Source organism: Planktothricoides sp. SR001 (assembly GCF_001276715.1).
GTDB lineage: Bacteria > Cyanobacteriota > Cyanobacteriia > Cyanobacteriales > Laspinemataceae > Planktothricoides > Planktothricoides raciborskii.
Genome location: NZ_LIUQ01000006.1, coordinates 155,125 through 176,591, shown reverse-complemented (window position 1 = coordinate 176,591; position 21,467 = coordinate 155,125). Strand labels below are relative to the sequence as shown.

The 21,467-nt window shown below is 43.4% G+C and carries 17 protein-coding genes and 2 pseudogenes; 7 read left to right on the top strand and 12 right to left on the bottom strand.

The genetic code is table 11. The features are described from left to right. Positions 1–91 precede the first annotated feature (91 nt). Complete coding sequence (locus tag AM228_RS06020; protein ID WP_054465184.1) at positions 92–1,753, bottom strand: pentapeptide repeat-containing protein; 1,662 nt, start codon at positions 1,751–1,753, stop codon at positions 92–94. A gap of 851 nt (positions 1,754–2,604) precedes the next feature. On the opposite strand from AM228_RS06020, the gene AM228_RS06010 reads away from it, so the two are divergent. Then, complete coding sequence (locus tag AM228_RS06010) at positions 2,605–3,915, top strand: cytochrome P450 (RefSeq protein ID WP_054465182.1); 1,311 nt, start codon at positions 2,605–2,607, stop codon at positions 3,913–3,915. A 45-nt stretch (positions 3,916–3,960) separates the two neighbouring features. Here the strand turns inward: AM228_RS06010 and AM228_RS06005 are convergent, their stop codons facing one another. The 6 genes from AM228_RS06005 to AM228_RS05985 all read right to left on the bottom strand — a co-directional run bounded on the left by AM228_RS06005 (position 3,961) and on the right by AM228_RS05985 (position 9,205). After that, positions 3,961–4,224 (bottom strand): hypothetical protein, encoded by a 264-nt coding sequence (locus tag AM228_RS06005; RefSeq protein ID WP_231636645.1) that lies wholly within the window; start codon positions 4,222–4,224, stop codon positions 3,961–3,963. A 283-nt stretch (positions 4,225–4,507) separates the two neighbouring features. Beyond that, positions 4,508–5,866, bottom strand: coding sequence for an MFS transporter (locus AM228_RS06000; protein ID WP_054465181.1), 1,359 nt, complete (start codon positions 5,864–5,866; stop codon positions 4,508–4,510). Between the two features lie 367 nt (positions 5,867–6,233). Next, positions 6,234–6,383, bottom strand: coding sequence for a hypothetical protein (locus AM228_RS31935; RefSeq protein ID WP_156331564.1), 150 nt, complete (start codon positions 6,381–6,383; stop codon positions 6,234–6,236). Positions 6,384–6,645: 262 nt separating this feature from the next. Next, positions 6,646–7,224: a cobalamin biosynthesis protein gene (locus AM228_RS05995; RefSeq protein ID WP_072160679.1), complete on the bottom strand. Its 579-nt coding sequence runs from the start codon at positions 7,222–7,224 to the stop codon at positions 6,646–6,648. A 70-nt stretch (positions 7,225–7,294) separates the two neighbouring features. Next, on the bottom strand, positions 7,295–8,677 hold the full coding sequence (locus AM228_RS05990; RefSeq protein WP_082348761.1) for an FAD-dependent oxidoreductase: 1,383 nt from the start codon (positions 8,675–8,677) through the stop codon (positions 7,295–7,297). 54 nt (positions 8,678–8,731) lie between these two features. Beyond that, positions 8,732–9,205 carry a hypothetical protein gene (locus tag AM228_RS05985; protein ID WP_054465180.1) on the bottom strand — a complete coding sequence of 158 codons (474 nt, stop codon included), beginning with the start codon at positions 9,203–9,205 and terminating at the stop codon, positions 8,732–8,734. Positions 9,206–9,382: 177 nt separating this feature from the next. Between AM228_RS05985 and AM228_RS05980 the strand changes: the two genes are divergently transcribed. After that, positions 9,383–9,595 (top strand): helix-turn-helix domain-containing protein, encoded by a 213-nt coding sequence (locus AM228_RS05980; protein ID WP_054465179.1) that lies wholly within the window; start codon positions 9,383–9,385, stop codon positions 9,593–9,595. A 46-nt stretch (positions 9,596–9,641) separates the two neighbouring features. On the opposite strand, the gene AM228_RS05975 is transcribed toward AM228_RS05980, so the two are convergent. The 3 genes from AM228_RS05975 to AM228_RS05965 all read right to left on the bottom strand — a co-directional run bounded on the left by AM228_RS05975 (position 9,642) and on the right by AM228_RS05965 (position 13,174). Then, positions 9,642–9,989: a XisI protein gene (locus AM228_RS05975; protein WP_054465178.1), complete on the bottom strand. Its 348-nt coding sequence runs from the start codon at positions 9,987–9,989 to the stop codon at positions 9,642–9,644. Next, positions 9,977–10,390: an element excision factor XisH family protein gene (locus tag AM228_RS05970; protein WP_054465177.1), complete on the bottom strand. Its 414-nt coding sequence runs from the start codon at positions 10,388–10,390 to the stop codon at positions 9,977–9,979. The genes AM228_RS05975 and AM228_RS05970 overlap by 13 nt, the downstream gene beginning before the upstream one ends. 129 nt (positions 10,391–10,519) lie before the next feature. Then, positions 10,520–13,174, bottom strand: coding sequence for a chloride channel protein (locus AM228_RS05965; RefSeq protein WP_054465176.1), 2,655 nt, complete (start codon positions 13,172–13,174; stop codon positions 10,520–10,522). A gap of 532 nt (positions 13,175–13,706) precedes the next feature. Between AM228_RS05965 and AM228_RS05955 the strand changes: the two genes are divergently transcribed. Further along, on the top strand, positions 13,707–15,728 hold the full coding sequence (locus AM228_RS05955; RefSeq protein ID WP_054465174.1) for a mechanosensitive ion channel family protein: 2,022 nt from the start codon (positions 13,707–13,709) through the stop codon (positions 15,726–15,728). A gap of 332 nt (positions 15,729–16,060) precedes the next feature. On the opposite strand, the gene AM228_RS05950 is transcribed toward AM228_RS05955, so the two are convergent. Then, positions 16,061–17,299, bottom strand: a complete 1,239-nt coding sequence (locus tag AM228_RS05950; RefSeq protein WP_313890615.1) for an aminotransferase class V-fold PLP-dependent enzyme — start codon at positions 17,297–17,299, stop codon at positions 16,061–16,063. 119 nt (positions 17,300–17,418) lie between these two features. Continuing rightward, the gene (locus AM228_RS05945; protein WP_054465173.1) at positions 17,419–17,733 is read right to left on the bottom strand and encodes a histidine kinase dimerization/phospho-acceptor domain-containing protein; all 315 of its coding nucleotides are present in this window, start codon (positions 17,731–17,733) and stop codon (positions 17,419–17,421) included. 524 nt (positions 17,734–18,257) lie between these two features. Between AM228_RS05945 and AM228_RS30720 the strand changes: the two genes are divergently transcribed. From AM228_RS30720 to AM228_RS05940, 4 genes and pseudogenes are all read left to right on the top strand, one after another. Next, on the top strand, positions 18,258–18,395 hold the full coding sequence (locus tag AM228_RS30720; RefSeq protein WP_082348759.1) for a transposase DNA-binding-containing protein: 138 nt from the start codon (positions 18,258–18,260) through the stop codon (positions 18,393–18,395). After that, positions 18,371–18,556: pseudogene (locus tag AM228_RS29245) on the top strand (IS4 family transposase); the annotation flags it as partial. The gene AM228_RS30720 and the pseudogene AM228_RS29245, both read left to right, overlap by 25 nt. Positions 18,557–18,710: 154 nt before the next feature. After that, a pseudogene (locus AM228_RS30715) lies at positions 18,711–19,433 on the top strand (transposase family protein). Positions 19,434–19,689: 256 nt separating this feature from the next. After that, complete coding sequence (locus AM228_RS05940) at positions 19,690–21,096, top strand: HEAT repeat domain-containing protein (protein ID WP_054465172.1); 1,407 nt, start codon at positions 19,690–19,692, stop codon at positions 21,094–21,096. Positions 21,097–21,467 lie beyond the last annotated feature (371 nt).

Sequence of the window (21,467 nt, the reverse complement as noted above, 5' to 3'; positions counted from 1 at the left end):
ATTGCCAATGATGAATTGCTAATGATGAATTGCTAATGATGAATTGCTAATGATATGAAATCATGGGCGGGCGATCGCTTATGGGTCTGGATCAGCCATCAAACCAACTCGACCACTGTAATCGCAATTTGAGCAATTCTTGATTTGGTTTAAACTTTTCCATAGTCGTTAAACGTAGTGGCTGTTGATGAAGCGATCCATAGATCGTATCTCGTAAATTTGGCGCCACCATAATCTGGAAAGTTTCTGGCTCAACTACAATCAAATGCAGATCAAATAGAGTATGAACATCCGCCCGCAGCAGTAAACCATAAGAAGGATCGCTACTTTGGGTGGGTTGATTAGGTTGCAAAAACGCCACTTCTAAAATCGGTTCGACATCGCAATCAGTCATCGAACAACGTCCCTGATAAGCTTCTAGCAATTGTTGTCGAAGTGTAGAAGGGCCTCTTCGCTTGGCGATCGCCAAACTCACAGAGGTAAAATACCCATTCTCACCCATTCGCTGTTTAATCAACTCCAAAAATTCTTCCGGTTCAGCATTCCCTCTCGTTCGATAATGATGACTCCGATTCAGATCCTTTTGACTCAGATGCGCTTTACTCGGACTCCTACTGACAGACTTTAACGGTAGATCCAAAGATTTCGGCTCAGGACTTGGCACAGAAACCTCTGCAACCGGGGCTTCCGATTTCCCGGACAACTCACTGACCGTCAAGGGAAAACCAGAATCCATCTTGCCATTGCTTTCTTCCCTCAAGGAAATCAAAGGCGGATCTAACAGCGGATCTAACATTTGTTCCGTCACCCCTGTCGATAGATCGGGGCTAATCGCTGCTTGACTATCTGGTAGTCTATCTGGCAGCAAAGACAATAAAATTGGTGATTCAATCTCTGGAGCTTGTGGCAAACTTGGCAAACTTTTCACCCCCTTAACCGAATCCAACACAAAACCATCCTCAAGAATTGCGGGATCTAATACTTTTCCTTTGGGCAATAGAGTCCCCAGCAATTGTGCTCCCTTGAGAGAAGCCCCTTGCATATTTTCCAGAGAAGGTAATCTGGTTTTTTGCAGATTTGCCCCTTGAAGATTTGCCGCAAACAGCTTGGCTTCCGTCAAATCCGCCTCTTCCAGATTCGCCTGTTGTAGGTTAGCATTTTGCAGATTCGCACCAAAAAGATTAGCCCCCCGCAGATTAGCCCCTTGAAGATTCACCCCTTCTAAATTGGCTCCAGTCAAGTTAGCTTTTGACAGGTTAGCTCCTTGTAGTTTTCCCTGTTTAAGGTCAGCATTGCGTAACTGTGCTTGAATCAAATTGGCAACCCGCAAGTCCACTCCGGACAATTCAGCCTTGTCCAAATCTGCCGCTTCTAAATTCGCCAAACGCAGACTAGCTCCCCGAAAGTTGGCACACATTAACCGACATTGAAACAAATTTGCCCCCTGAAGTTGTGCCTCTTGTAAATCAGCCCATTGCAAATTTGCTTTTCGCAGATTAGCTTCTTTCAGCGTTGCCCGTTGTAGGGTTGCATCAGACAAATTTGCTTTTTGCAAGTCTGCCCAAGGAAGATTCGCCAATTTTAAGTTCGCACCTTGGAAATCTATCCAACGCATATAGGCACCCTGGAGGTCGATTTCTGGTAATTGTGCTCGTTTCAGTTCCAAGCCACTTAAATTGGCATTGCGAAAATTGCGCTGGCCGCTCGTATAAAATTTGATCAATTCACTGGCACTTTTACTTTCCTCGATCATGGTTTCTCTCCTAGTCCCAAATTGTTGGAGTTTGATAACTTAAGTTGCGATGCCCCTGATTTTTCTCTGGCAAAAGTTATACTTATTGCTTCTAAATTCAGTATATTTTAATCTGCGTGCGGATGCAATCCAATTTGATGGCGATCCATTGCCATGATTGGTACACCAATTTTAAAATAAATGAAAATTATATAAAAATCAGATTTCTTTTATAATTCACGAAACTGTTAATAGTTAAACTATTGACAAAAAAATTTTTTTTGTATATATTAATCGAGAAAATTAATCTTGTTATTCAAAAACTATTATTTATATTCCAATACCTTCGCCATTTTCATGTAGAGCCTGCCCCCGCGAATGTGGGGGTTGGGTTGAGCGAGGGGAAACCCAACGGAGGAAAGAGGTTCTTAGGAAAGAGGTTCTTAGGAAAAATTTCAGAGTGGAGATTTCAATTTTCACCCTTATACGAAAATCCTAAGAACCTTTATTTTATATTCTCTATCCTGCGTTGGGTAACAGCCAAAGAACCAACCTACTTTTCAAGGCAATGCATGATTTTGGCGAAGGTATTGATATTTAAGATAGATATTTACAGCCCTTGGCGATGTAATAAGGTACATTAAGCCAGCCCCCGCGCGGGCGGGGGATCCCCCCTAGCCCCCCTGAAAAAGGGGGGGACAAAGAAAGCCGATGGCGGGATCCGAAAGCTACGAAAGCCCCCACCTCCCCTTCAAAGGCGACGGGGTGGTGGGGGGCTAAAACGTACCTCATAATATCGAAAAGTGCTGTATAATATAACTAATAGGTTGAAAATATGAATAATCAAAAAACCTTTATTTTGAGCAAGGACTATGAGAAAAGATTTACCTTTACCTCCCGGCAGTTCCGGTTTGCCTTTGATTGGGGAAACCCTTTCCTTTGTGTTTGATAAAAATTTTGCCGATAAGCGGATAAAAAAATATGGCAATATTTTCCGCACCAATATTTTGGGGCAGCCTACGGTGGTGATGTCCGGGACAGACGCGAATCAATTTATTCTTTCTAGCCATTTTGACTATTTTTCTTGGCGGGAAGGTTGGCCGCCCAATTTTGGCGAATTGTTAGGAGAATCTCTGTTTTTGCAGGAGGGAGAAGAACACCGCAGGAATCGCAAATTACTGATGCCCGCATTTCATGGGCCGGCATTACAAAATTATTTTCAGACAATGGTGGAGATTTGCGATCGCTCCCTGGAAAAATGGTCAGAATTAGGAGAATTCTCCTGGTTTCCTTTAATGAAACAGATGACATTTGCGATCGCCAGTATATTATTACTCGGAAGTGAACCCGGTCAGGAAACTGAACGCTTATCAAAGCTTTTTACCCAACTCACCCAGGGTTTATTTGCCTTTCCCATTCCTCTCCCTTGGGCAACCTATCCTAAAGCCCTGAAAGCCAGAGATCAACTTTTAGCTCATATTGAAACCGCCATCCAAGATCGTCTGGAAAATCCCCGGAATGATGCATTAGGATTATTATTACAAAGTCGAGATGAAGAGGGCAATGCGCTGTCAGAAGCGGAAATTAAAGTCCAAGCTTTGTTAATGTTATTTGCCGGTCACGAAACCACCACTTCTATGTTAATTTCTCTAGCCATGAGTCTGGCACAATATCCAGATGTTTGGCAAAAAGCGCGGGCAGAACAAGAGGCCATATCCTCGGAAACCCTAACATTTGAACATCTCAAACAAATGCCCTATCTGGGTCAAATCCTCAAAGAAATTGAACGACTTTATCCCCCAGTGGGGGGAGGCTTTCGCGGGGTGGTGAAGCCTTTTAAATTTCAAGGCTATCATGTACCCGCAGGCTGGAAAGTTCTGTATCATATGAAAGGAGCACATCAAGATAGTAACATTTATTCTCATCCAGAGAAATTCGATCCCGATCGCTTTAGTCCAGAAAGGAACGAGAACAAAAAAGTTGAGTATAGTTTAGTCGGTTTTGGTGGTGGCCCAAGAATTTGTTTGGGCATGGCTTTTGCCCAGATGGAAATGAAAATATTTGCCGCCCGTTTACTGCAAAATTATCATTGGGAATTGTTGCCAAACCAAGACTTAACAATGGATCCCATTCCGACCCTTCACCCGCGTTCTGGTCTGAAAGTGAAACTCTGGAAACGTTAATTTTTTATAGCCGCCCATGCTATTTTGAACCGCTTTTATTGCGATCTAAAACTGTAGGTTTTTTTTTGCATTAAAATAGTTCCTGTTCGCGAGGGGGAATTCATCCCGATAGGACTCGAAAGCGGGGAAATCAGAGACTCCTTGATAAGACAAAATCGTCTCTGACCATTGGGAAACTGAAGTCGATGGCGGTTGCATTTGATGGCGTAAAACTTGCAGAATCAATGTTGGCAGGGGAATATTAGATTGTGTCGCTTGACGGATGAGGTCTTGTTCGAGGTCTGGCGGTAGGTCGATTGTAATTTGCATCGGTAATTTCCCTCAATTGATCCGGTTTAGATATTTTATCACACCCCCACATCCCCGTCGCCTCCCACCGACCAACCCAGAAACCACCCAGAAACCGGGACTTGATAATTGTAGCAATAATTTTTAAAGTTGCTATTAGCTGATGTGATTTATCTATAAATACGTGAAGGAATATATTCAGGATAGCCAAAAAGCCATGAATACCGTGAAGTAAGAAAAACGGAAAAACCCCGGTTTGAAGAAACCGGGGTTTTTCCCACCAATTAATTAATCGATTAATTAATTAATCTTTAGAACCAGACTCACAAAGAGTTTTATCAGAAATGCTTTCAGTCGAATTTGATTCAGACATAATCGGGTCGCGAACCATCACCTCGACACGGCGAATCTGACGATTTTGATAAGCAATGAAAGTAGCCAAAATATTGATCAGACCCATCAATATTAAGAAGAAAGCGCTACCCCGACCTGGGCCTGTACCGATCGCCCGGCCAATAGTTCCGGCCAACAATCCATCACTTAACAGTAACGGTTCAAAGATATGATCTACAATCGGCCCGGTGAGGATATAAGCCAAAATCGAGGCAGATTTTTCCATCGCTTGTTGTAAGGCAAATACTCGTCCTTGTAAATCCGTGGGGACTTTTGTTTGCCAAATGGTTTGATTACAACTAATCACAATGGGATAGGCAAAGAGGAAACCAAATACGGCTAAACCAGCCAAAGTTACGGAACTGTTAAAGACACCAAGACATAATAAGAGTCCTTGGAATGGGACAAAGAAATAAATCCCGGAAATCTTCCGTCTTGGTCCACCCCAAGCACTCATAGTGATACTGCCCAGTAACCAGCCAAAACCGCCAATAGACAGAACCATTCCTAGTTCTTGACTAGAGGAGAAATTCAGCATTAAAGGCCAGAATAATACCTCTAAAATCCCCATTGTGAAGTAAACAACGGTGAAGAAAGTTAGCAAACCTCGCAAACCGGGACGGAAGGTAATGTAATTCCAACCAGAGACAATTTCTTGGGATAGATCGCGGGATAGGTCGCGCCATTGGGCTGATTTTTTATTGGTTTTTTCCGGTTGCGGAAAGCGAACCATCAGCATAATGGCTAAGGCAACCAAAAAAGTAGTAAAGTCAATGATGAGGATGCCTTCTAAGTGAATTACGGCAACGAGTACCCCAGCTAATGCCGGAGACAAAATTTTCGCCGTAGCGCGGGATATCTGCACCGCACCATTAGCCCTAGGCAGGTGTTGTTTGGGCACCAGTAAGCTGATAGTGGCGGAGTAAGCAGGCCATTGAAAGGCGTTGAAGATGGAGTTAAAGCCCACCGCTACATAGATATGCCAGATTTCTAGGCGATCAAAAAATAGCAACATCCAGATCGCTAGGGTGCCAATTCCGGCTACGGAGTCACTGAGAATCATCGCCCAGCGACGATCCCAGCGATCGACGATCGCACCGACTACGGGTGAGATGATGATGTTTGGTAGATGAATGAACAAAGAAATCAAGGCAAACTGTGTAACCGATCCGGTGGTTTGATATACCCAAACCCCCAGGGCAAAGCTGGTTAGACCAGACCCCACTAGGGATATCAGTTGTCCAAAGCAAATAAAAAGAAAAGTCTGCATGATGAATGCGATTTTTTGTAATCTTTTGAGTGAGTGAAAGGAGGAACATCAACCATCAGACCCAATAGCGGTTGAAGCCGATCGGGGAGTCGTGAAGGTGGGATTACAGCCAATTGATTAAAGCAGCAACCCTTGTGAGTTTATACTTATCTGAACATACCCTGTTTTTGAAGCTGTCGCTACATCAGGGGGGTAATGAGGATCGCCCCATGAGTCGATCGCCGAAATTTTGCCGAAATTTTGCCGAAATTTTGCCGAAATTTTGCCGAAATTTTGCGGATGGCCATTTGTCAGGGAAATATTTACCGGCGGAGTTTTCGCCCATCGTAGGGGCGCGATCTTTCCGGCGGTTCACTTAATATTTCCATTAATAACCTATATGCCGGAAAGATCGCGCCCTAGGCTGAAAATTCATGCGATCGCGATGCAGTACCGTGGGGCGATCCCGAATCTTGATGGGAAATACAGTTGTGAGAGTGGTAAATCCGCAAAAATAAATCTTAAATTTTTCTGACACAAAAAAATCTGCATCCTTCACTGGGTTTTTGCAGTGGTAAGTCCGATTATGTCTTGATTTGGCGGAGCAGTCCCCGGGTAATCTCAGTGATACTGGCAATTTATCATAGACAAGAAGGTTTTCATACTGGCGTTGCTCCCCCGCGCCGCCCTTACAAATACGAGATAATCCCTGATTTTTTTCTCTATGTTTGAGATTCTAAACTGTTAAAAGTTTATCCTGTTTATCGTGAAAAAAAATTATAAATGCAAGTTAGAATAGGTTAGGATTCGCGCTTGTTGTTAACATTTTGATTTGAAATGACTGTATATGCCGATTCAGCTACGGCAACGGCAATGGTTACGGCTCCTGGTTCGGTTTCTAGGCGAAAAATTTGTTTCGGCACTAGGAGCGATATTGCATCCGCAACGCTTCGCGAACGCACAGTTTCTCCCGTTTGGGCTATTTTATCCGTTGCCGGACTCACGGTGGCAACAGCACAGAGGGCAGCGGCTTCAGCCACGCTAGGGGTGAGGATTTTTTCGGCGATCGCGGCTTCAGGGTTGGGTACTGCCTGGGATCGCAACTTTTCGGCGGGAAAAGTGCGTAACGGCCATTGGCGATCGCGGCAAAGTTCCACCAGTCCCGCTTCCGTGGCTTTGGTATCAATGGTGGCAATACCGGCGATCGCCTCCACCGCCAAATGATTCTTTTGAAATACTTCCTCTATCCCCGTTTCTATCGCCTTTCTAGAGGTAAACCGTTGGCAACCCACTCCGACCCACAAAACTCGCGGTGGTAAAAGCACTTGCGGCATTTCTGATTTTGGGGCAATTTGATGTTGGTTATGGTAAAACTTCATTCAAGTTATAGATATTAATCAGCGATATTAGTGTAGTTTCTTCAGAGAGTATCGGCTAGAAATTCGCACTTTAACTATTAATTAATCGCTGCGCTTCCCGAATTCCTGATAAGTAAGCCCCATGTACCGTGGAGGGATAGTCACGGGAGGTTGCTTCTCCGGCAAATAAGAGGCGCTGGTTCACGGGTTCAGCGAGGAGATCGCGATCGCCACTATCCCCACCCACGGGAATATAGGAATAAGACCCGAAAGCAAAGGGATCTTGAGTCCATCGAGTCATCATCACCATTTCCGGTTCAGGAATGGGTTGGCCATAATTCTGCCGCAAAACCCGCATAATGCGATCGCTAATTTGCGTTTCTGATAACTGTTCGATCTGGCGGGCAAAACTACCGCCAGTAAATGCCATTAATGCCGGTTTTTGACTGTAGAGTGACCAATTTAAAAATTCACCAAAATCCGCTTTTCCTTCAGATAGACAACCAAATCCGTGATATTCTTCTGGCCAAAATTCCTGGGGAAATTTTAACACTACCTTATTTAAAACTCCCATACTTAGGCGATCTATTGCCCCTTGTTTGTTGGCAGGCAATGGGGGAGAAAACTTAATATTTCCAGATTTTAAGACTCCCAAAGGTAAGGTGACGATCGCCGCATCAGCGGTAAAATTGCCTCGATCAGTGGTGACGAATACCCCTGAATTGCTGGTGGTAATTTCCATCACTGTTTGTTGCCGCTGAATTTCCAGATTTTTCGCTAATCCGTTAATAATTTGGTCATATCCTTGGGGAAAAATATAATCATCGCCGTCAAAACTTTCTCCCTCATCAAACCACCAAGCGGAAAGATTTTCTAAGTCCGCACCCCGGTCAATAATCAGTTCAGAATTCAACCACCATTGGACTAACTGAGATTCTTGGGGTTTCAGGGTTTGGGATTTTAAAATCTGTTGAATTGTGGCTGCCAGGGAGAGGTCTTTTTCTGAATTTTCCGCTAAGGCTTCCGCCCGTTCGATAATTTTTTCATAGATTTCATAACTACTATCAATATCCTCATCGCTAATTAATTTGCCATTGCTGCCGTACAAGAGAATATTATCGAAATCTGTGGGCTTAATAGCAATATTCCATTCTCGCGCTAAATTGCCAATAGGATTATCGGTAATCCCATGAATCCAAGACGCCCCCAAATCTACGGGAAAGCCCAGGGTGCGATCGGTATAAATGCGCCCCCCAATGCGATCGCGCCCTTCCAAAACCGTCACTTGAAACCCATTTTGCTGAAGTTCTTGGGCTGCCGCTAATCCGGCAATTCCCGCCCCAATCACCAACACTTTTTGCTGTTGAGATTGTACCCGATTTTCCGCACAAGCCCAAGACAGACCGACGGTACTAGCGAATAAACTGACCTGAAGGAAACGACGACGGTTAAGCAACGATTTAATTGAGGACATAGAGGATTTAACCAGTTAAATTATCAAGCATAAAGTCCGGGTCACCATTAACAGTTACTTCGAGAAACTTATTGTCTCTGTGACTCTGTGGTTTTTCCCCGTTTGAAACAAATCTTTTTTCTGACGATAAAGCGATCGCAAACTTTCTAATCCTTCGGGGGTCAAGAGATGTTTGATCGAACCCACTAATTTACCCCAAGCAAATAATTGACCCATTGAGGTGGCTTGCTGGAAATGCTGTTGATAAAATTCAACCCAAAAGTCCGGGGCATATTTTCCTGGCCAACGCCGCCGCCAGTAATCATAATCCCGTCCTTGGGGTAAGTCAACGCCGAGAATGGGGGGCAAGTCAGCGTAGCTGACAAAACGGCTGATTCCTTTACCCACAACGAGGATCACCCGAAACCAGAGGCGCACCCGATAGATATGCTTGACTGGGACTTTTAATAATCGGGCGATCGCTTCTTTGGTGACAAACCGGCATAAAGGATGCCAGCTAATTGACTTTGGCTTAAAAGTTGTTATCATAGTAAGTGCGTTCTTATCATAGTAAGTACGTTCCCATTTTTGTGGGATCTAGTAAGTCCCTTCCCCTTTTTGTGGGATTTGGATTGGATTGGCGATCGCCCTTCAGTTTTCCAGTCCGGAGGCGTCGCCATTTATATTTTTACCACTATATGATAAATATTTATCACTTGTCAATACATGGGTCTAGTTAAGCTAAAAATTCGCGAGTTAGCAGAGGAAAAAGGCTGGAGCATGAAGGAAGTGGCCGATCGCTCTGGGTTGGTCTATAGCACGATTCGCCATTATGCGCGATCGCCCGGAATGGCTACAGTAGATTTAGTCGCCATCATCAAGTTAGCTCGCACCTTTGATGTGATGGTAGAAGACTTGGTGGAAGTGGTGAAGGAGTAGCCATTCCCATTCCCAAAAGTTCCGCAAATTTTCCTTAAAAGTTTTTTCAGGATATCCCATAACCTGTATAGGGACGAACTTCTGGGGGCTGAAATCCTAGGACAATATCGGATTTTGGTATTCCCGCTTCTAGCAATTCTTCCGTAATGCCATCTTCAATACCATCTCTTTGAATCCAAATTTTCCCATCAATAATTTGGACGTGGGTAATACAGCCGTGAACGCGGCGTCTTTTGCCGTCTTCCTGTTGCCATCCCACATCAAATAATAAAAAGTGGTTGCGATCGCGATCGACGATCGCATATTCATCAATTTGGCCATAGGAATAAGGCAAATCAGCGTGTCTTTTCAGGATTTTTTCAATAGTGTCTCGATAAAAATCTAAGCGATCCATTGGCATACCTCCTGACTTTCTGGATTAAAAACTAACAACTTAATCTGATTTATTTCCACGATTAACTTGGGTAATTCCTCAGAAAAAAAATCATAAAATACGACTTGAGGAATTGCAAGATATAATAGACGATTCTGTTGCAGTTTTGCCAAAACCTGGGAATACATGATGTATTGCCCCAAGGCTTGTTCTAAATCTTTAACGGGAGAAGGATTTAAAAAGCTTTTTACCTCTACGGCAATTTGCTGACCTTCTTTTTGTGCTGCTAACAACTTTTCTGCCCCCAAATCTACATAAGTCATCCGACCACCAAACTTCAACCGTAGCGGATCCTCTGTAATTGTCCAGCCATCTTTGATTAAAGCTATTTTAACCGCTTCGTGGTAGATATCTTTGGCCATTCTATCTGCCCCTAAATGAGCGCGATAAGTAGGTGTACATAATTAATTGTACTCATTGTACTTTGATTTGGCTGAGATAAATCTCTGGATTTAGCCAAGCTGGTCTTTGTTGAGTTGATATTGCTTGATTTAAGAAGTGCCGATCGCACTGCGGACTAAAATCACCGTACAATTACAACCGCGAGAAATTTCTTCGGGAATATTGCCCTTAATCACCTGTTGTAATAATCCTTCCCGACTGGCGCCGAGTAACACTACATCGTAATTATACTCTTGTGCGAGGGTACTAATCACATCAGGAACAGAATCGCCATATATGGGAGTAGCGGAGATGGGACAATTCACCCGCTGATTCAGAAATTCACGGGCTTGATATAATGGGGTTTTATCCGGTTGAAATTGATTAGGATCGAATACTTCACAAAGGCGAATTTCTGGTTGATTCCCAAGCTTTAATAAGCCCGGTAAAAGTTTGAGGGCTTGTTGAGAATTAGGGCCGCCACCGATGCAAAGTAACCACCGATTAAATAAAGGCACCGGACAGCTTTTAGTATTCGGAACCTCTTCTATAGGATTGTCTAAGCTGTTCATCTGTAAAGATTGACTCCATTTCACCACTACCACATGACAAGAAGCTTGGCGAATTACCGTATCAACCACGTTACTAAAAATCCGCCCAGGGCTTAAGGTGGCACCTTTCCAACCCATTAAAATTAAATCAATATGTCGCTCTTTGATAGTATCTAAAATCGCTTGGGAGACATCGTGAGTCACGCGCACTTGTGTATGCACCGGCACTCCGTAACTGCGGGCAATTCTTACCGCTTGTTTTAACAACCGACGACTCTGAGTGGTGCGTACTGGGGTTTCTGATGGGGGTTGATCCCGGTGGACTAACAGCACTTGCAGGCATTCTAGTTCTGAATTTTGCTCACGGGCGATCGCTGCTGCCAACCTAATCAAAGTTCCGGCAGTTTCTGGGTTAGCCAATGGCACCAAAATCCGAGTTTTTCCCACCGCTGGATCGCGAGTTTGATACACCACATAAGAGGGAGTAGGATTGCTTTTACCGGAAGTTTCTCTGGCTAAATGAGTGCTTTCGGTTCTAATAATATCGCTACGAGTAATAATCCCTACTAATTTACGTCCTTCGACTACCGGCAAGCGACTCAAACCAAACCGATTTAACTGATATAAAACCTCGCTTAAACTATCGTCTGAATTTACCGTTACCGGCTGTGGGGTCATAATTTCTCGGACTAATTGATGTTCGTGATAGCCTTTGGTGCCTATTTTGGCTAAATCCGCTTGACCGACAATTCCTACCAATTGACCATTGTTGACCACGGGAAAGCCGCGATGATGAGACGATGCAAACTTATGCAAAGCTTCACCGAGAGTTTGTTCGGCGCTGAGGGTTTCCACTTGCCGCTGCATCACGTCTACGGCATGGATTTCCGATAAAAAACCGCCCACTGGTTTTTCTTTTTTTAGTTCAATGCCATTTAATGCCAAAAGCTCATCATAAAGTGAACCGCGATTGATGCGTTCCGAGACTAAGTAAGACACCACGCTGACAATCATCAAAGGCAAGACTAGGTTAAAGTCCGTGGTAATTTCAAATATCATTACCACGCTGGTAATTGGCGCACGAGATACGGCGCAAAAAAATGCCCCCATTCCCGCAAAGGCGTAACTGGTAGGTTTTGCCAAAGCCACAATTTCCCATTCCCATAAACCAACTAGATAACCGAGGGCAGATCCGAGAATTAAGGATGGGGCAAATAGTCCCCCTGGGGCGCGAGAACTGGCGGCGATAATGGTGAGACAGAAGTGAGTGATAAAGGCGATCGCGCAACTTTTCGCATCAGGTTCCCCAGTCAACATAAACTCTCGTAACCCGGCGTAATTTCTAAATAGCGGCGGTAAGAGGGAGACAACAATGCCGCCAATTAAGCCAGCTAAGGCCATTTGCAGGGGCAAACCGATTCGCAGCCATCGCCGATTAAAAATAGTGGTTTGGACAATGCCTTTTTGAAACAATACCCCCAGCAACCCCGCGAGAATGCCCAACAGCAGGTAAAAAGGAATCTCTTGGGCGGAAAAGGTGGTATATCTGGCGGTGAGACTTTGATCTAGGTTGAGGCTTTGTCCCCCCAGGATCCGAGAAACTACCGCCCCGATAAAGGAAGCAATAATCGCCGGACCGAGGGTAATATTGGAAAAATCTCTAATTAGTTCTTCCACTACAAATAAGACTCCGGCAATGGGGGCATTAAACCCCGCTGCGAGTCCGGCAGCAGCCCCACAAGCAATTAACTGACGGCGATAGTCGGGAGAGGTTGGAACCCAGCGACTGAGTTGGGCTGCCAATGCAGCGCCAATTTGCACCGTCGGACCTTGTCTGCCCAAGGTGACACCAGAGGCAATGGTGAGCATACTGCCCAGTAACTTGACCGCTGCGACTCGACCATCGAGGTTGCCACCGAGTCCAGCTAAGGCAACTTTTACCTGGGGAATACCACTACCAGAGGTTTCTGGGGCGACCCGCTGGACGAGTAAACCGGCGAGAAAGGTTCCGCAGCAGGCGATCGCGGGTAGTACCAACCAGACTGGATATTGTTGGGTGAGGATTAGGCGAATGCTGCCCAGCCATTCCACTCCTTGTTTGAGTAAAACCGCTGCCAGCCCTGATACCAAACCAATTAAACAGGCTTCAAAAATCGCCAGGTTTTTCGGGCTGAGGGATTTCCCTAGGCGATCGCGAATCTTAGCCAATGGCATAAAGCAATTAAAAATTCACAATAATTTTACAGTAAACAAAAAATCGGAAATTAAGATAATTTTGCCATTGAATTGCCTTTAATTCCTGGTTTCTTGGGGGCGCGATCGCTTCATGGTCAATCCCCGACCATTTTCTTCCCCCTAAACTGTCACAATTATCACAATTACTTAAAGTTTTCGGTGTTTAATATCGCATTACACCTAAAAAATTTGCGGCTCTAAATGTAGGGTTTACCTGGCCTACAACCGGCAATATATAGTGATTTAACTCTATATTTGCGTAATTCCTCAAAAAGGCTCTATCTGGAACCACCAGATATTTTATGCCTAAATTATATTCTGTATAGAAGACATTATATAAGATGGCGAAATCAAACTGCTCTATTTTAGTTATTTTTGATAAAAATAACCAGTTAACGATAAAGAAATATCTAAAAATCATTAACTTGTCTAACTATCTCTAAATTTAGTTGACGTTTTGAGATTCGTTCACTTACAGTAAGGCATAAAAATAAATAATAGAGGACAACAGATGTTTCGCAATCGAACTCAAGTGGTTGTGCTTGCTGGGGTCGTCTGCACGGTTGTCGCCTGGGGAATTCCTGGGCGATCGCAGCAACAACCAGGGGAAACATTAGTCCGGCAAGAAACTTTGCTGGCACCAGCCGAAGCCAAAGCCGAAGCCCCCGCGCCCAAAGCAATCACCACCGAAGCTCCGACCATTCCTGTTGACCAGCTTAAATTATTAGTCAAGCCTCTGACCCTCCCTGAGTTAGAGACTGAAGCCGCAGCCTGGATGGATTTGCTAAAAGCCAAAGTTCAGGAAATCAGCAACGCTGAAATTGCCATCAAACGCAAGAATCAGGTGGTTGATCAACAACAACAGGCGGTTAAAGCCTTAGAAGATGCTAAAGCTGCCTTTGCTGCTGCTGAAGAAGCTCAAAAGGCAGCTACACCCGGTTCTCCCGAAGCTGAAGCAGCAGCTAAAAAAGTTGAAGAAGCCAAGGAAGCCCTAGGGAAAGCTCAAGAAGCAGTCAATACGGCCACTCAAACGACGGAAACAATTAACCAGGATGAGTCTGTAAAGCAATTAGTTGACGAAGCCAAGCAAGATGTAGCGGCAGGAGGCAAAACTGCTGCCGAAAAAAAAGAAGAAAAAAAACAGGCAGATCAAGAGGGTGCCACCGCATCATCCCCCGATGCTGATGAATTCGATCTTTACTGTAACCAGTACGGTTACGCCAGCTATGTAGGTCAATCCGGAGTTGAAGTTTCCTGTTCTAAGGAAAACACACAAACCGAGGCAGCGGCTAAAAATACCGAGGCAGCGGCTGACAATATTGACCAAGCCGCCGCAGATGTCGAAGCCGGTGCCGCAGACAGCGAAGCAAAACTCCAAGAAAAACAAGGACAGTTAAACGAAGCGACGAAACAATTAGAAAAGTCCTCCGCCGCAGAAGAGGAAGTGAAAACCCAACTGGTGGTCAACGTCACGACACTCCAAGGAGAACGGACTAGCCTGATCGATCGCTTAAATGTGGTTTTGGATGAAATACAAGCCAAAGGGGGCGACCCAATAGCTTACAGAACTTACATTCAAGCCGTCAGTCTTGTAGAAGTTGATGTCCGCGATACCAACGCACTGGGCATCCGAATGCTCAGTTGGATCGAGTCTGATGAAGGCGGTGTCCGCTGGGGGATGAATATTGGTAAGTTCGTGGGTATTTTAGTAGTGTCGATCGTCGTTTCCCAAATCCTGGGTCGGGTAGTCAATGGCACGATGAACAAATTCGCAGCTTCGTCTCTGTTGCGTGAATTTGTGGTCATGCTGGTGAAACGTGGCGGGGTCATTATCGGGGTTCTGATCGCATTGACCGCATTAGAAATCAGCTTAGGTCCATTGTTAGCCGTATTTGGTGGACTGAGTTTCATCCTCGGTTTTGCCCTGCAAAGCAACCTCGGCAACTTGGCTAGTGGCTTGATGATTATGGCCTACAAGCCCTTTGACGTGGGGGATGAAGTGAAGGTGGGAGGCTACTGGGCTTACATTAAGTCTATTACCCTCGCGAGTACCAAACTTCAGGGCTTTGACGGAAGTATTATTAATGTGCCGAACAATAATGTTTGGGGTGGTGACATTATTAATTTCACCACCGCAGAGATCCGTAAGCATACGATCCCAATCTCTGTAAAGTTTGAGCAAGACCTAGATCAAGTTTACAAGATGTGGATGCAGATTGCCGCATCACATCCAAAAGTGTTAGAGACCCCAGCCCCGGGTTGGTTCCCTTGGAGTAGTCAATATGACTATCAGATTTCCGTAACTCTATCAGCATGGACAAAGACAGAGGACTATTGGGATGTGTATGTTGATTTGCTGAAGATGTTGCAAAAAAGCATTGGCGAGTTAGGGATTCAGTTGACCGCTCCGGTGCAAGATATTCGGATCGAATCTGGATCTAATCCTAATGGGAAAATGCCAAATCTACCTACGGAATTGATCGCGGAATCTGCAATTGTAAAAACAGCTTCAGTGTCTCCCGAAAAAGTTTAGATATTTACCAGAAAAAGCTTAGATATTTAATTTAGCGAATCGATCTATCTTAAAATAATCAGATGATGGCCACGCATGAGCATGGCCACTTTTTTTACATCAGTCCGTCAGCTATATCCTTGTTCCCAGTTCAGAAAAGGAAATGCCAATCTAGAGTATCTGCCTCCCAGCCGTTTTTTTTCAAGTGCGATCGCGCATCTTGTTTTCGGGGCAAATGACTATATATAGATTAAATGGAGCATGGTGCTGCGCCAAATTTATCGGTCAAATTGGGGCGTTACACTGCGCTTCGCTCCCTTAACACTCCCTACCAATACTACCAATACTAACTACTAACAATTCAACAACTCTTTCAGAGCTTGGGCTAGTTTCTCATATTGCGCCTCAGTATTATAAATTTGCGCGGAAATTCTCACTATCCACTGCTGAGTTGGCCAGAAATAAAAAATTGGTACTTGAATGCCATATCGATCATACAAAGCACCGGGCAACTGATTGGCTGGAAATTGCTCGACTTTCTGGGGTAAAGGAATTGAAGCCATTGCCCCAATCATTTCATCAGGACAGGGCAAAGCAACTCCCAAGGTTTCACAGATTATTTTTCTGGCTGTCACCGCTAACTGATGATTTCGTTCCATCAGTTCCAGCCAGCCATTTTCTAGGTGTGAATCAATAAATTTTATCGCGGTGGGAACTGATAAATAAGCGGTGGGATCGTCGGTGCCTGTCCAGTCAAATTCTAAGTGGAATCTTGACTTATCCGTGCGTGGTGAATTGGTGCCGTTACTAATCGAAAGCGGACGAATCTGTGACTGTCGATCTGAGCGAATATATAAAAATCCTGCCCCTTTGGGACTGAGTAACCATTTGTGACAGTTGCCAGTGTAGTAAGTAGCGCCAATTTCTGACAAATCTATCGATACCATCCCCGGTGCTTGGGCGCCATCCACCAAGGTATCAATTCCCAGTTTTGTCAGTTGACTAATGAGTTTTTCAATGGGAAAAATTAAGCCCGTTTGACTGGTAGCATGATCGAGTAATACCAGTTTAGTTTTTGCGGAGACTTTCTGCATCACCGCTTCAATGATTTGATCCGGTGATTCCAGGGGAAAAGATACTGGCGCCCGGACTATCTGAACATTGGCGCGATCGCCCACAAAATTGAGGGCATTTTGACAGGCATTATAAGCATGGTCGGTGGTTAGTATTTCGTCTCCCGGATGGAAATGTAGCGATCGCAATACCGTATTCACCCCGGTGGTAGCATTGGGAACAAAGACTAAATCTTCAGGATTTGCCCCCACAAATTGAGCTAATTTATGTCTCGCATCATCTAACAATAGCTCAAAATCTTGCATAAAAAATCGCACTGGATCGAGTTCCAGTTGCGATCGTAATCTTTTTTGTTCAGCCATTACCACCTGGGGACAAGCACCGAACGAACCATGATTTAAAAAAGTAATCTGGCGATCGAGTGACCAAAACTCCTGCCACGGATTCCCGAATTCATCTGAAATATTAGCTGCTGATGACATGACTTTATGCTCGGTATTTCCTTCTGATAATACCATCTCACGCCGATACTTTCCGAGTCATTCATTAGACAATTCTGGCAAAATTATCAAAAGCTTCCCTTGGATCCGCCATCGGTTGGGGGTATCGAAGCCGATACTTTCCGAATCATTCATAGTCATTCATAGTCCTTGCGTAAAATTTGACATAATTGATACACCCGCTCTGGTTCTGAGATTTGATCTGCCAATTTTTGCAAATTTGCCGCAAAATCTTCACTATCTAAAAATTCTCGGATGGCGAGAATTGATATTTTAATTTGCTTCAAATATTGTTTTTTTTGTTGCTCAGAACATTTATCTTGGTAATATTCCAGCAATTCCGCTGATGCCAAAATCGTGGTTAAAGGAGTTCGCAATTCATGGGCAATAGTAGAAATCAACCAATCGATCAACTCTTGCGGGTTCAATTCGGATTCAGCCACAGGTTTCATAGTCTGTGCCTCCATTAGATATTAGGGGTTATCCAGGCAACACCGGCAATCAGCGATCTGTTTTGGCGGTAATAGCGGTAATAAAATACTAATTTAAATTATACACAATATTCAGAATAATACCATTAAATTTTTATTAAGCTTTCTGGAAACACCATTGTTTTAGCTAACACAGACGAACCATATAAAATATAAAATAATTATAATGTCAATCAAGCAAAATAAATTCAAACAAATTAAAACTATTTTTTATATAAAAAAACTAAATCAATGGAGAAAATTTGCCCTCACGATGGCGGACGCATCTTTCAAAACTTGTCTTACTCACATATTTCTTAACAATTTCAAAAGCTTATCTAGTCTGGGTTTCGCCTAATTTATTCACAAAACTTCATCTTTTTTGGGTCAAGTAAGCAGCCCGGAGATCGGACTCAAGGCCGCCAGAGGATCCGGACGGCGATCGCACAGATAGACTCATCAGCTAAAATTGACGTTCCGATTGACTCGTCTGGGATGGAGAAATTATGAATTCTTGGGTGGCCGAAGAACTCAAGCATACGGAATTGGGCGATGCGCGTCGTCATCGGCGATTGGTTTTGCTACCTCTAGATTGTGTCATATACACTCAACGCCTATTCCCCCTGAAACTCCGCCAACTTTGAATCAATGTGTGCGTTGGATTGCGAGCCTGGGTGGTTTCTTAGGACGTAAAAAAGATGGCGAACCCGGAGTGAAAACTATTTGGTTAGGTCTACGACGACTTGATGACATTGCGGGTACATGGAGGCTATTACAGGGTTACTTAAGCGGATGTCAAGAATAATAGACCTCTTGCAAAATAATTTTATGCTATAATTAAAAAATTGGCTTGATTAATGGATGCGATGGTTATAGCTAATTTTCAGGATCTTTTGCTAAAAACAGCATAAAATGCTAAAGAGATATTTTGCAGTTCCACAATAAATTAATCATCAACAATCCATTATCCATTTTATCTAAATTTGAAACCGGAGCAATTTAAACGGAGATTTGGTATCCAGATTCAAACCTTTAAAGAAATGGTGAACAAGAACAAGTCCGGTTAGAGAATCCTCAAGATAAACGAGTACGGCGTGGCGCCTTAACTCTTGAAGAACAAGTCCTAGTGGCCTTGGAATATTGGCGAGAATATCGAACTTATTTCCATATCGGCACAAATTGGGGAGTATCCGAATCAACGAGAAAGCCGAATTGTCACTAATATTGAATCAACCTTAATGAAAACGGGAAAGTTTGGTATTCCTGGGAAAAAACCATTGTTCAATGGTTTTGGGATCCCATAATTGGTGGTAGTGGATGTCACAGAAACAGCTATCAAAAGCAAAAAAAAAAAATAAAAAATCCTATTCAGTAAATAAAAAATACCACAGCTAAAAAATGCAATCATTAATCAAGAAAGTAAACAGATTATTTGCCTAAATGACGAGGGAATTGCCATGATTTTAACTTGTTTAAAAAGAGCCAGGTTCATTTTCATACTGAAACCTTTACAATCGATATTTATATCAAAAATTAATAGTGATTTATTATGTTAATAGGAGTGTGAAAATTTTTAAAATATTCTCAAGTCGTTATCGAAATCGTTGCCTTATGGTTTCCCTTGCAATTTCTTGTCAGCAATTGAGAATTATGAGTTGGCTATGTGGTCGAGAATTAAATAATTATAATTATATAATTATAAGATAGATGTTTTTTGCCAGAGGTATAATTATGTTAAAAAATATGTGAGTAAGGATAAGCTCCCAAAAGGGGAGATGGGAATCTCAAAAGTTCACAAATCATAGCTATATTATGCAAAATTTACATGACTTACCAGGCGGTTGATCTCTAGATAAACTTCAAAAAATTTGCTGCCAATCATCTCTGATTGAAAATATCCTAAAATACCCTAAAATATCCTAAAAATTGATCACTATAATGTCTTTAACCAATCAAAACCTGACTGAACAAGCCCAAATTGCGGCGAAGCAAAATAACTGGTCATTTGTGACCCAATGTCTGCATCAATTGTTACAATCTGAAAAAGATGCGGGAAAAGATGCTCGCAAAAAACCAGCGATCGCCTCAAATCAGATTAAAAAACATGAAACCAAACTGAATTCACCAAAAGCCCCACAAGACCGTCAGCTATTTCCCACTATGCTAGATTTAGCCTTGCAAGTCCTAGAATTTGGTGATTTTCAAGCCCGCTGGGAAGTGGTTAAAATTTTTCCCAATCTAGGCAATGCGGCGATCGCCCCTTTAATAGAAATTTTGCAGGATGAAGAGGCGGAAATAGAATTGCGGTGGTTTGCCGGACAAATTCTGGGTCAGTTCGATCGCCCGGAAGTCGTCCAAGGGTTAATTGATTTGGTGGATAGCGACAGTGATGAAGAACTCTGCTTGGTGGCAGCAGAGGCTTTGGCTAATATTGGCCCAAATGCAATTCAGGGATTAGAAACCCTATTAAAAAATGATTCATCACGACTTTTTGCGGTTCGGGCTTTGGCGAAAATTCATCGACCGGAAATTATTGCCCCATTGTTAACGGTGGTCGATGATTCAGACTCTTTAATCCGCAAAGCAGCGATCGCGGCTTTAAGTAATTTTGATGATGCCCGAATTCCCCCAATATTAGTGACTGCATTGTCGGATTTGATGGCCACGGTGAGACTGGAAGCGGTGATTGGTTTGGGTTTATTTTCTATGCGTTCTTCTGCTGATATGTTGCCAGAGAATTTAGTGGATTTGTTGCGCGATCGCCTCTGGGATTTTAACTTAGAAGTCTGTCAACAAGCGGTGATCGCCTTGATGCGGATTGGCAATGAATCCGCTGCCGATGCTTTATTTGCAGTGATAAAATCTCCACACACCCCAATTCCTTTAACGGTGACAGTGGTTAATGGTTTAGGCTGGATGTCTCATCCCAAGGCATTAGACTATTTAGAAGAAGCTTTAACCCTGCCTTTGTCCTCCGCAGTATGGTCTTCAATAATTAGCAGTTTGGGCCGAGTAGAATCTTCGGTTTTGCAACCAAAAGCGGCGCATATTTTGATTAATTTCCTCAAGTCGGAAACTTCAAACCCGGCGATCGAACAGCCCAAAATTAAGCAGGCGATCGCCGTAGGGTTGGGACAATTAGGACAGGCGATCGCCATTGAACCCCTGAAAGAACTGTTAGCTGATGACAATGAAACCGTCAGACTTCATGCGATCGCGGCATTGAAACATTTTGATTCAAAGGCGATCGGTGAAAACTTACAGGGATTACTTAGTAACGACGCTGTAACCCTGGAAATTAACTCACGAGTCGCGATCGATATGGAAAAATTCTCCTCACATTGATCGCACAATTTTTCTATATCGCCTTTGTCTGTTTTCTCTGTTTGCTGAGGTACATAAGGATATAGATTCCCGCGAAGGCGGGAATGACAGATTTTACCTTTGTACCTCATAAATATACGAACTAATTTATAGTTTTTATTTGATATGAAACTCAAGAAAATAAACCATTGATAACCCTCTTATTTCAAGAAAACTGTTATCAAACTTTTAAGCTAAAATATTTAAAAATTTATTTTTTAAATATCAATTAGCTTGGTTAATTCAATCTGATTTTACTCTGACAGTAAGCCGTCAGAAGGGCAACGGTCAGCGACCAATGTAGGGGCTGAAAGCTGATTCCTGAAGCATCCAAGCTGATAGCTGATTTTTGA

What these genes read in the sequence shown, in the direction of transcription:
- AM228_RS06020 (WP_054465184.1), bottom strand. Translation starts at nt 1,753, where the DNA reads ATGATCGAGGAAAGTAAAAGTGCCAGTGAATTGATCAAATTTTATACG.
- AM228_RS06010 (WP_054465182.1), top strand. Translation starts at nt 2,605, where the DNA reads ATGAGAAAAGATTTACCTTTACCTCCCGGCAGTTCCGGTTTGCCTTTG.
- AM228_RS06005 (WP_231636645.1), bottom strand. Translation starts at nt 4,224, where the DNA reads ATGCAAATTACAATCGACCTACCGCCAGACCTCGAACAAGACCTCATC.
- AM228_RS06000 (WP_054465181.1), bottom strand. Translation starts at nt 5,866, where the DNA reads ATGCAGACTTTTCTTTTTATTTGCTTTGGACAACTGATATCCCTAGTG.
- AM228_RS05995 (WP_072160679.1), bottom strand. Translation starts at nt 7,224, where the DNA reads ATGAAGTTTTACCATAACCAACATCAAATTGCCCCAAAATCAGAAATG.
- AM228_RS05990 (WP_082348761.1), bottom strand. Translation starts at nt 8,677, where the DNA reads ATGTCCTCAATTAAATCGTTGCTTAACCGTCGTCGTTTCCTTCAGGTC.
- AM228_RS05985 (WP_054465180.1), bottom strand. Translation starts at nt 9,205, where the DNA reads ATGATAACAACTTTTAAGCCAAAGTCAATTAGCTGGCATCCTTTATGC.
- AM228_RS05980 (WP_054465179.1), top strand. Translation starts at nt 9,383, where the DNA reads ATGGGTCTAGTTAAGCTAAAAATTCGCGAGTTAGCAGAGGAAAAAGGC.
- AM228_RS05975 (WP_054465178.1), bottom strand. Translation starts at nt 9,989, where the DNA reads ATGGATCGCTTAGATTTTTATCGAGACACTATTGAAAAAATCCTGAAA.
- AM228_RS05970 (WP_054465177.1), bottom strand. Translation starts at nt 10,390, where the DNA reads ATGGCCAAAGATATCTACCACGAAGCGGTTAAAATAGCTTTAATCAAA.
- AM228_RS05965 (WP_054465176.1), bottom strand. Translation starts at nt 13,174, where the DNA reads ATGCCATTGGCTAAGATTCGCGATCGCCTAGGGAAATCCCTCAGCCCG.
- AM228_RS05955 (WP_054465174.1), top strand. Translation starts at nt 13,707, where the DNA reads ATGTTTCGCAATCGAACTCAAGTGGTTGTGCTTGCTGGGGTCGTCTGC.
- AM228_RS05950 (WP_313890615.1), bottom strand. Translation starts at nt 17,299, where the DNA reads ATGGTATTATCAGAAGGAAATACCGAGCATAAAGTCATGTCATCAGCA.
- AM228_RS05945 (WP_054465173.1), bottom strand. Translation starts at nt 17,733, where the DNA reads ATGAAACCTGTGGCTGAATCCGAATTGAACCCGCAAGAGTTGATCGAT.
- AM228_RS30720 (WP_082348759.1), top strand. Translation starts at nt 18,258, where the DNA reads ATGAATTCTTGGGTGGCCGAAGAACTCAAGCATACGGAATTGGGCGAT.
- AM228_RS05940 (WP_054465172.1), top strand. Translation starts at nt 19,690, where the DNA reads ATGTCTTTAACCAATCAAAACCTGACTGAACAAGCCCAAATTGCGGCG.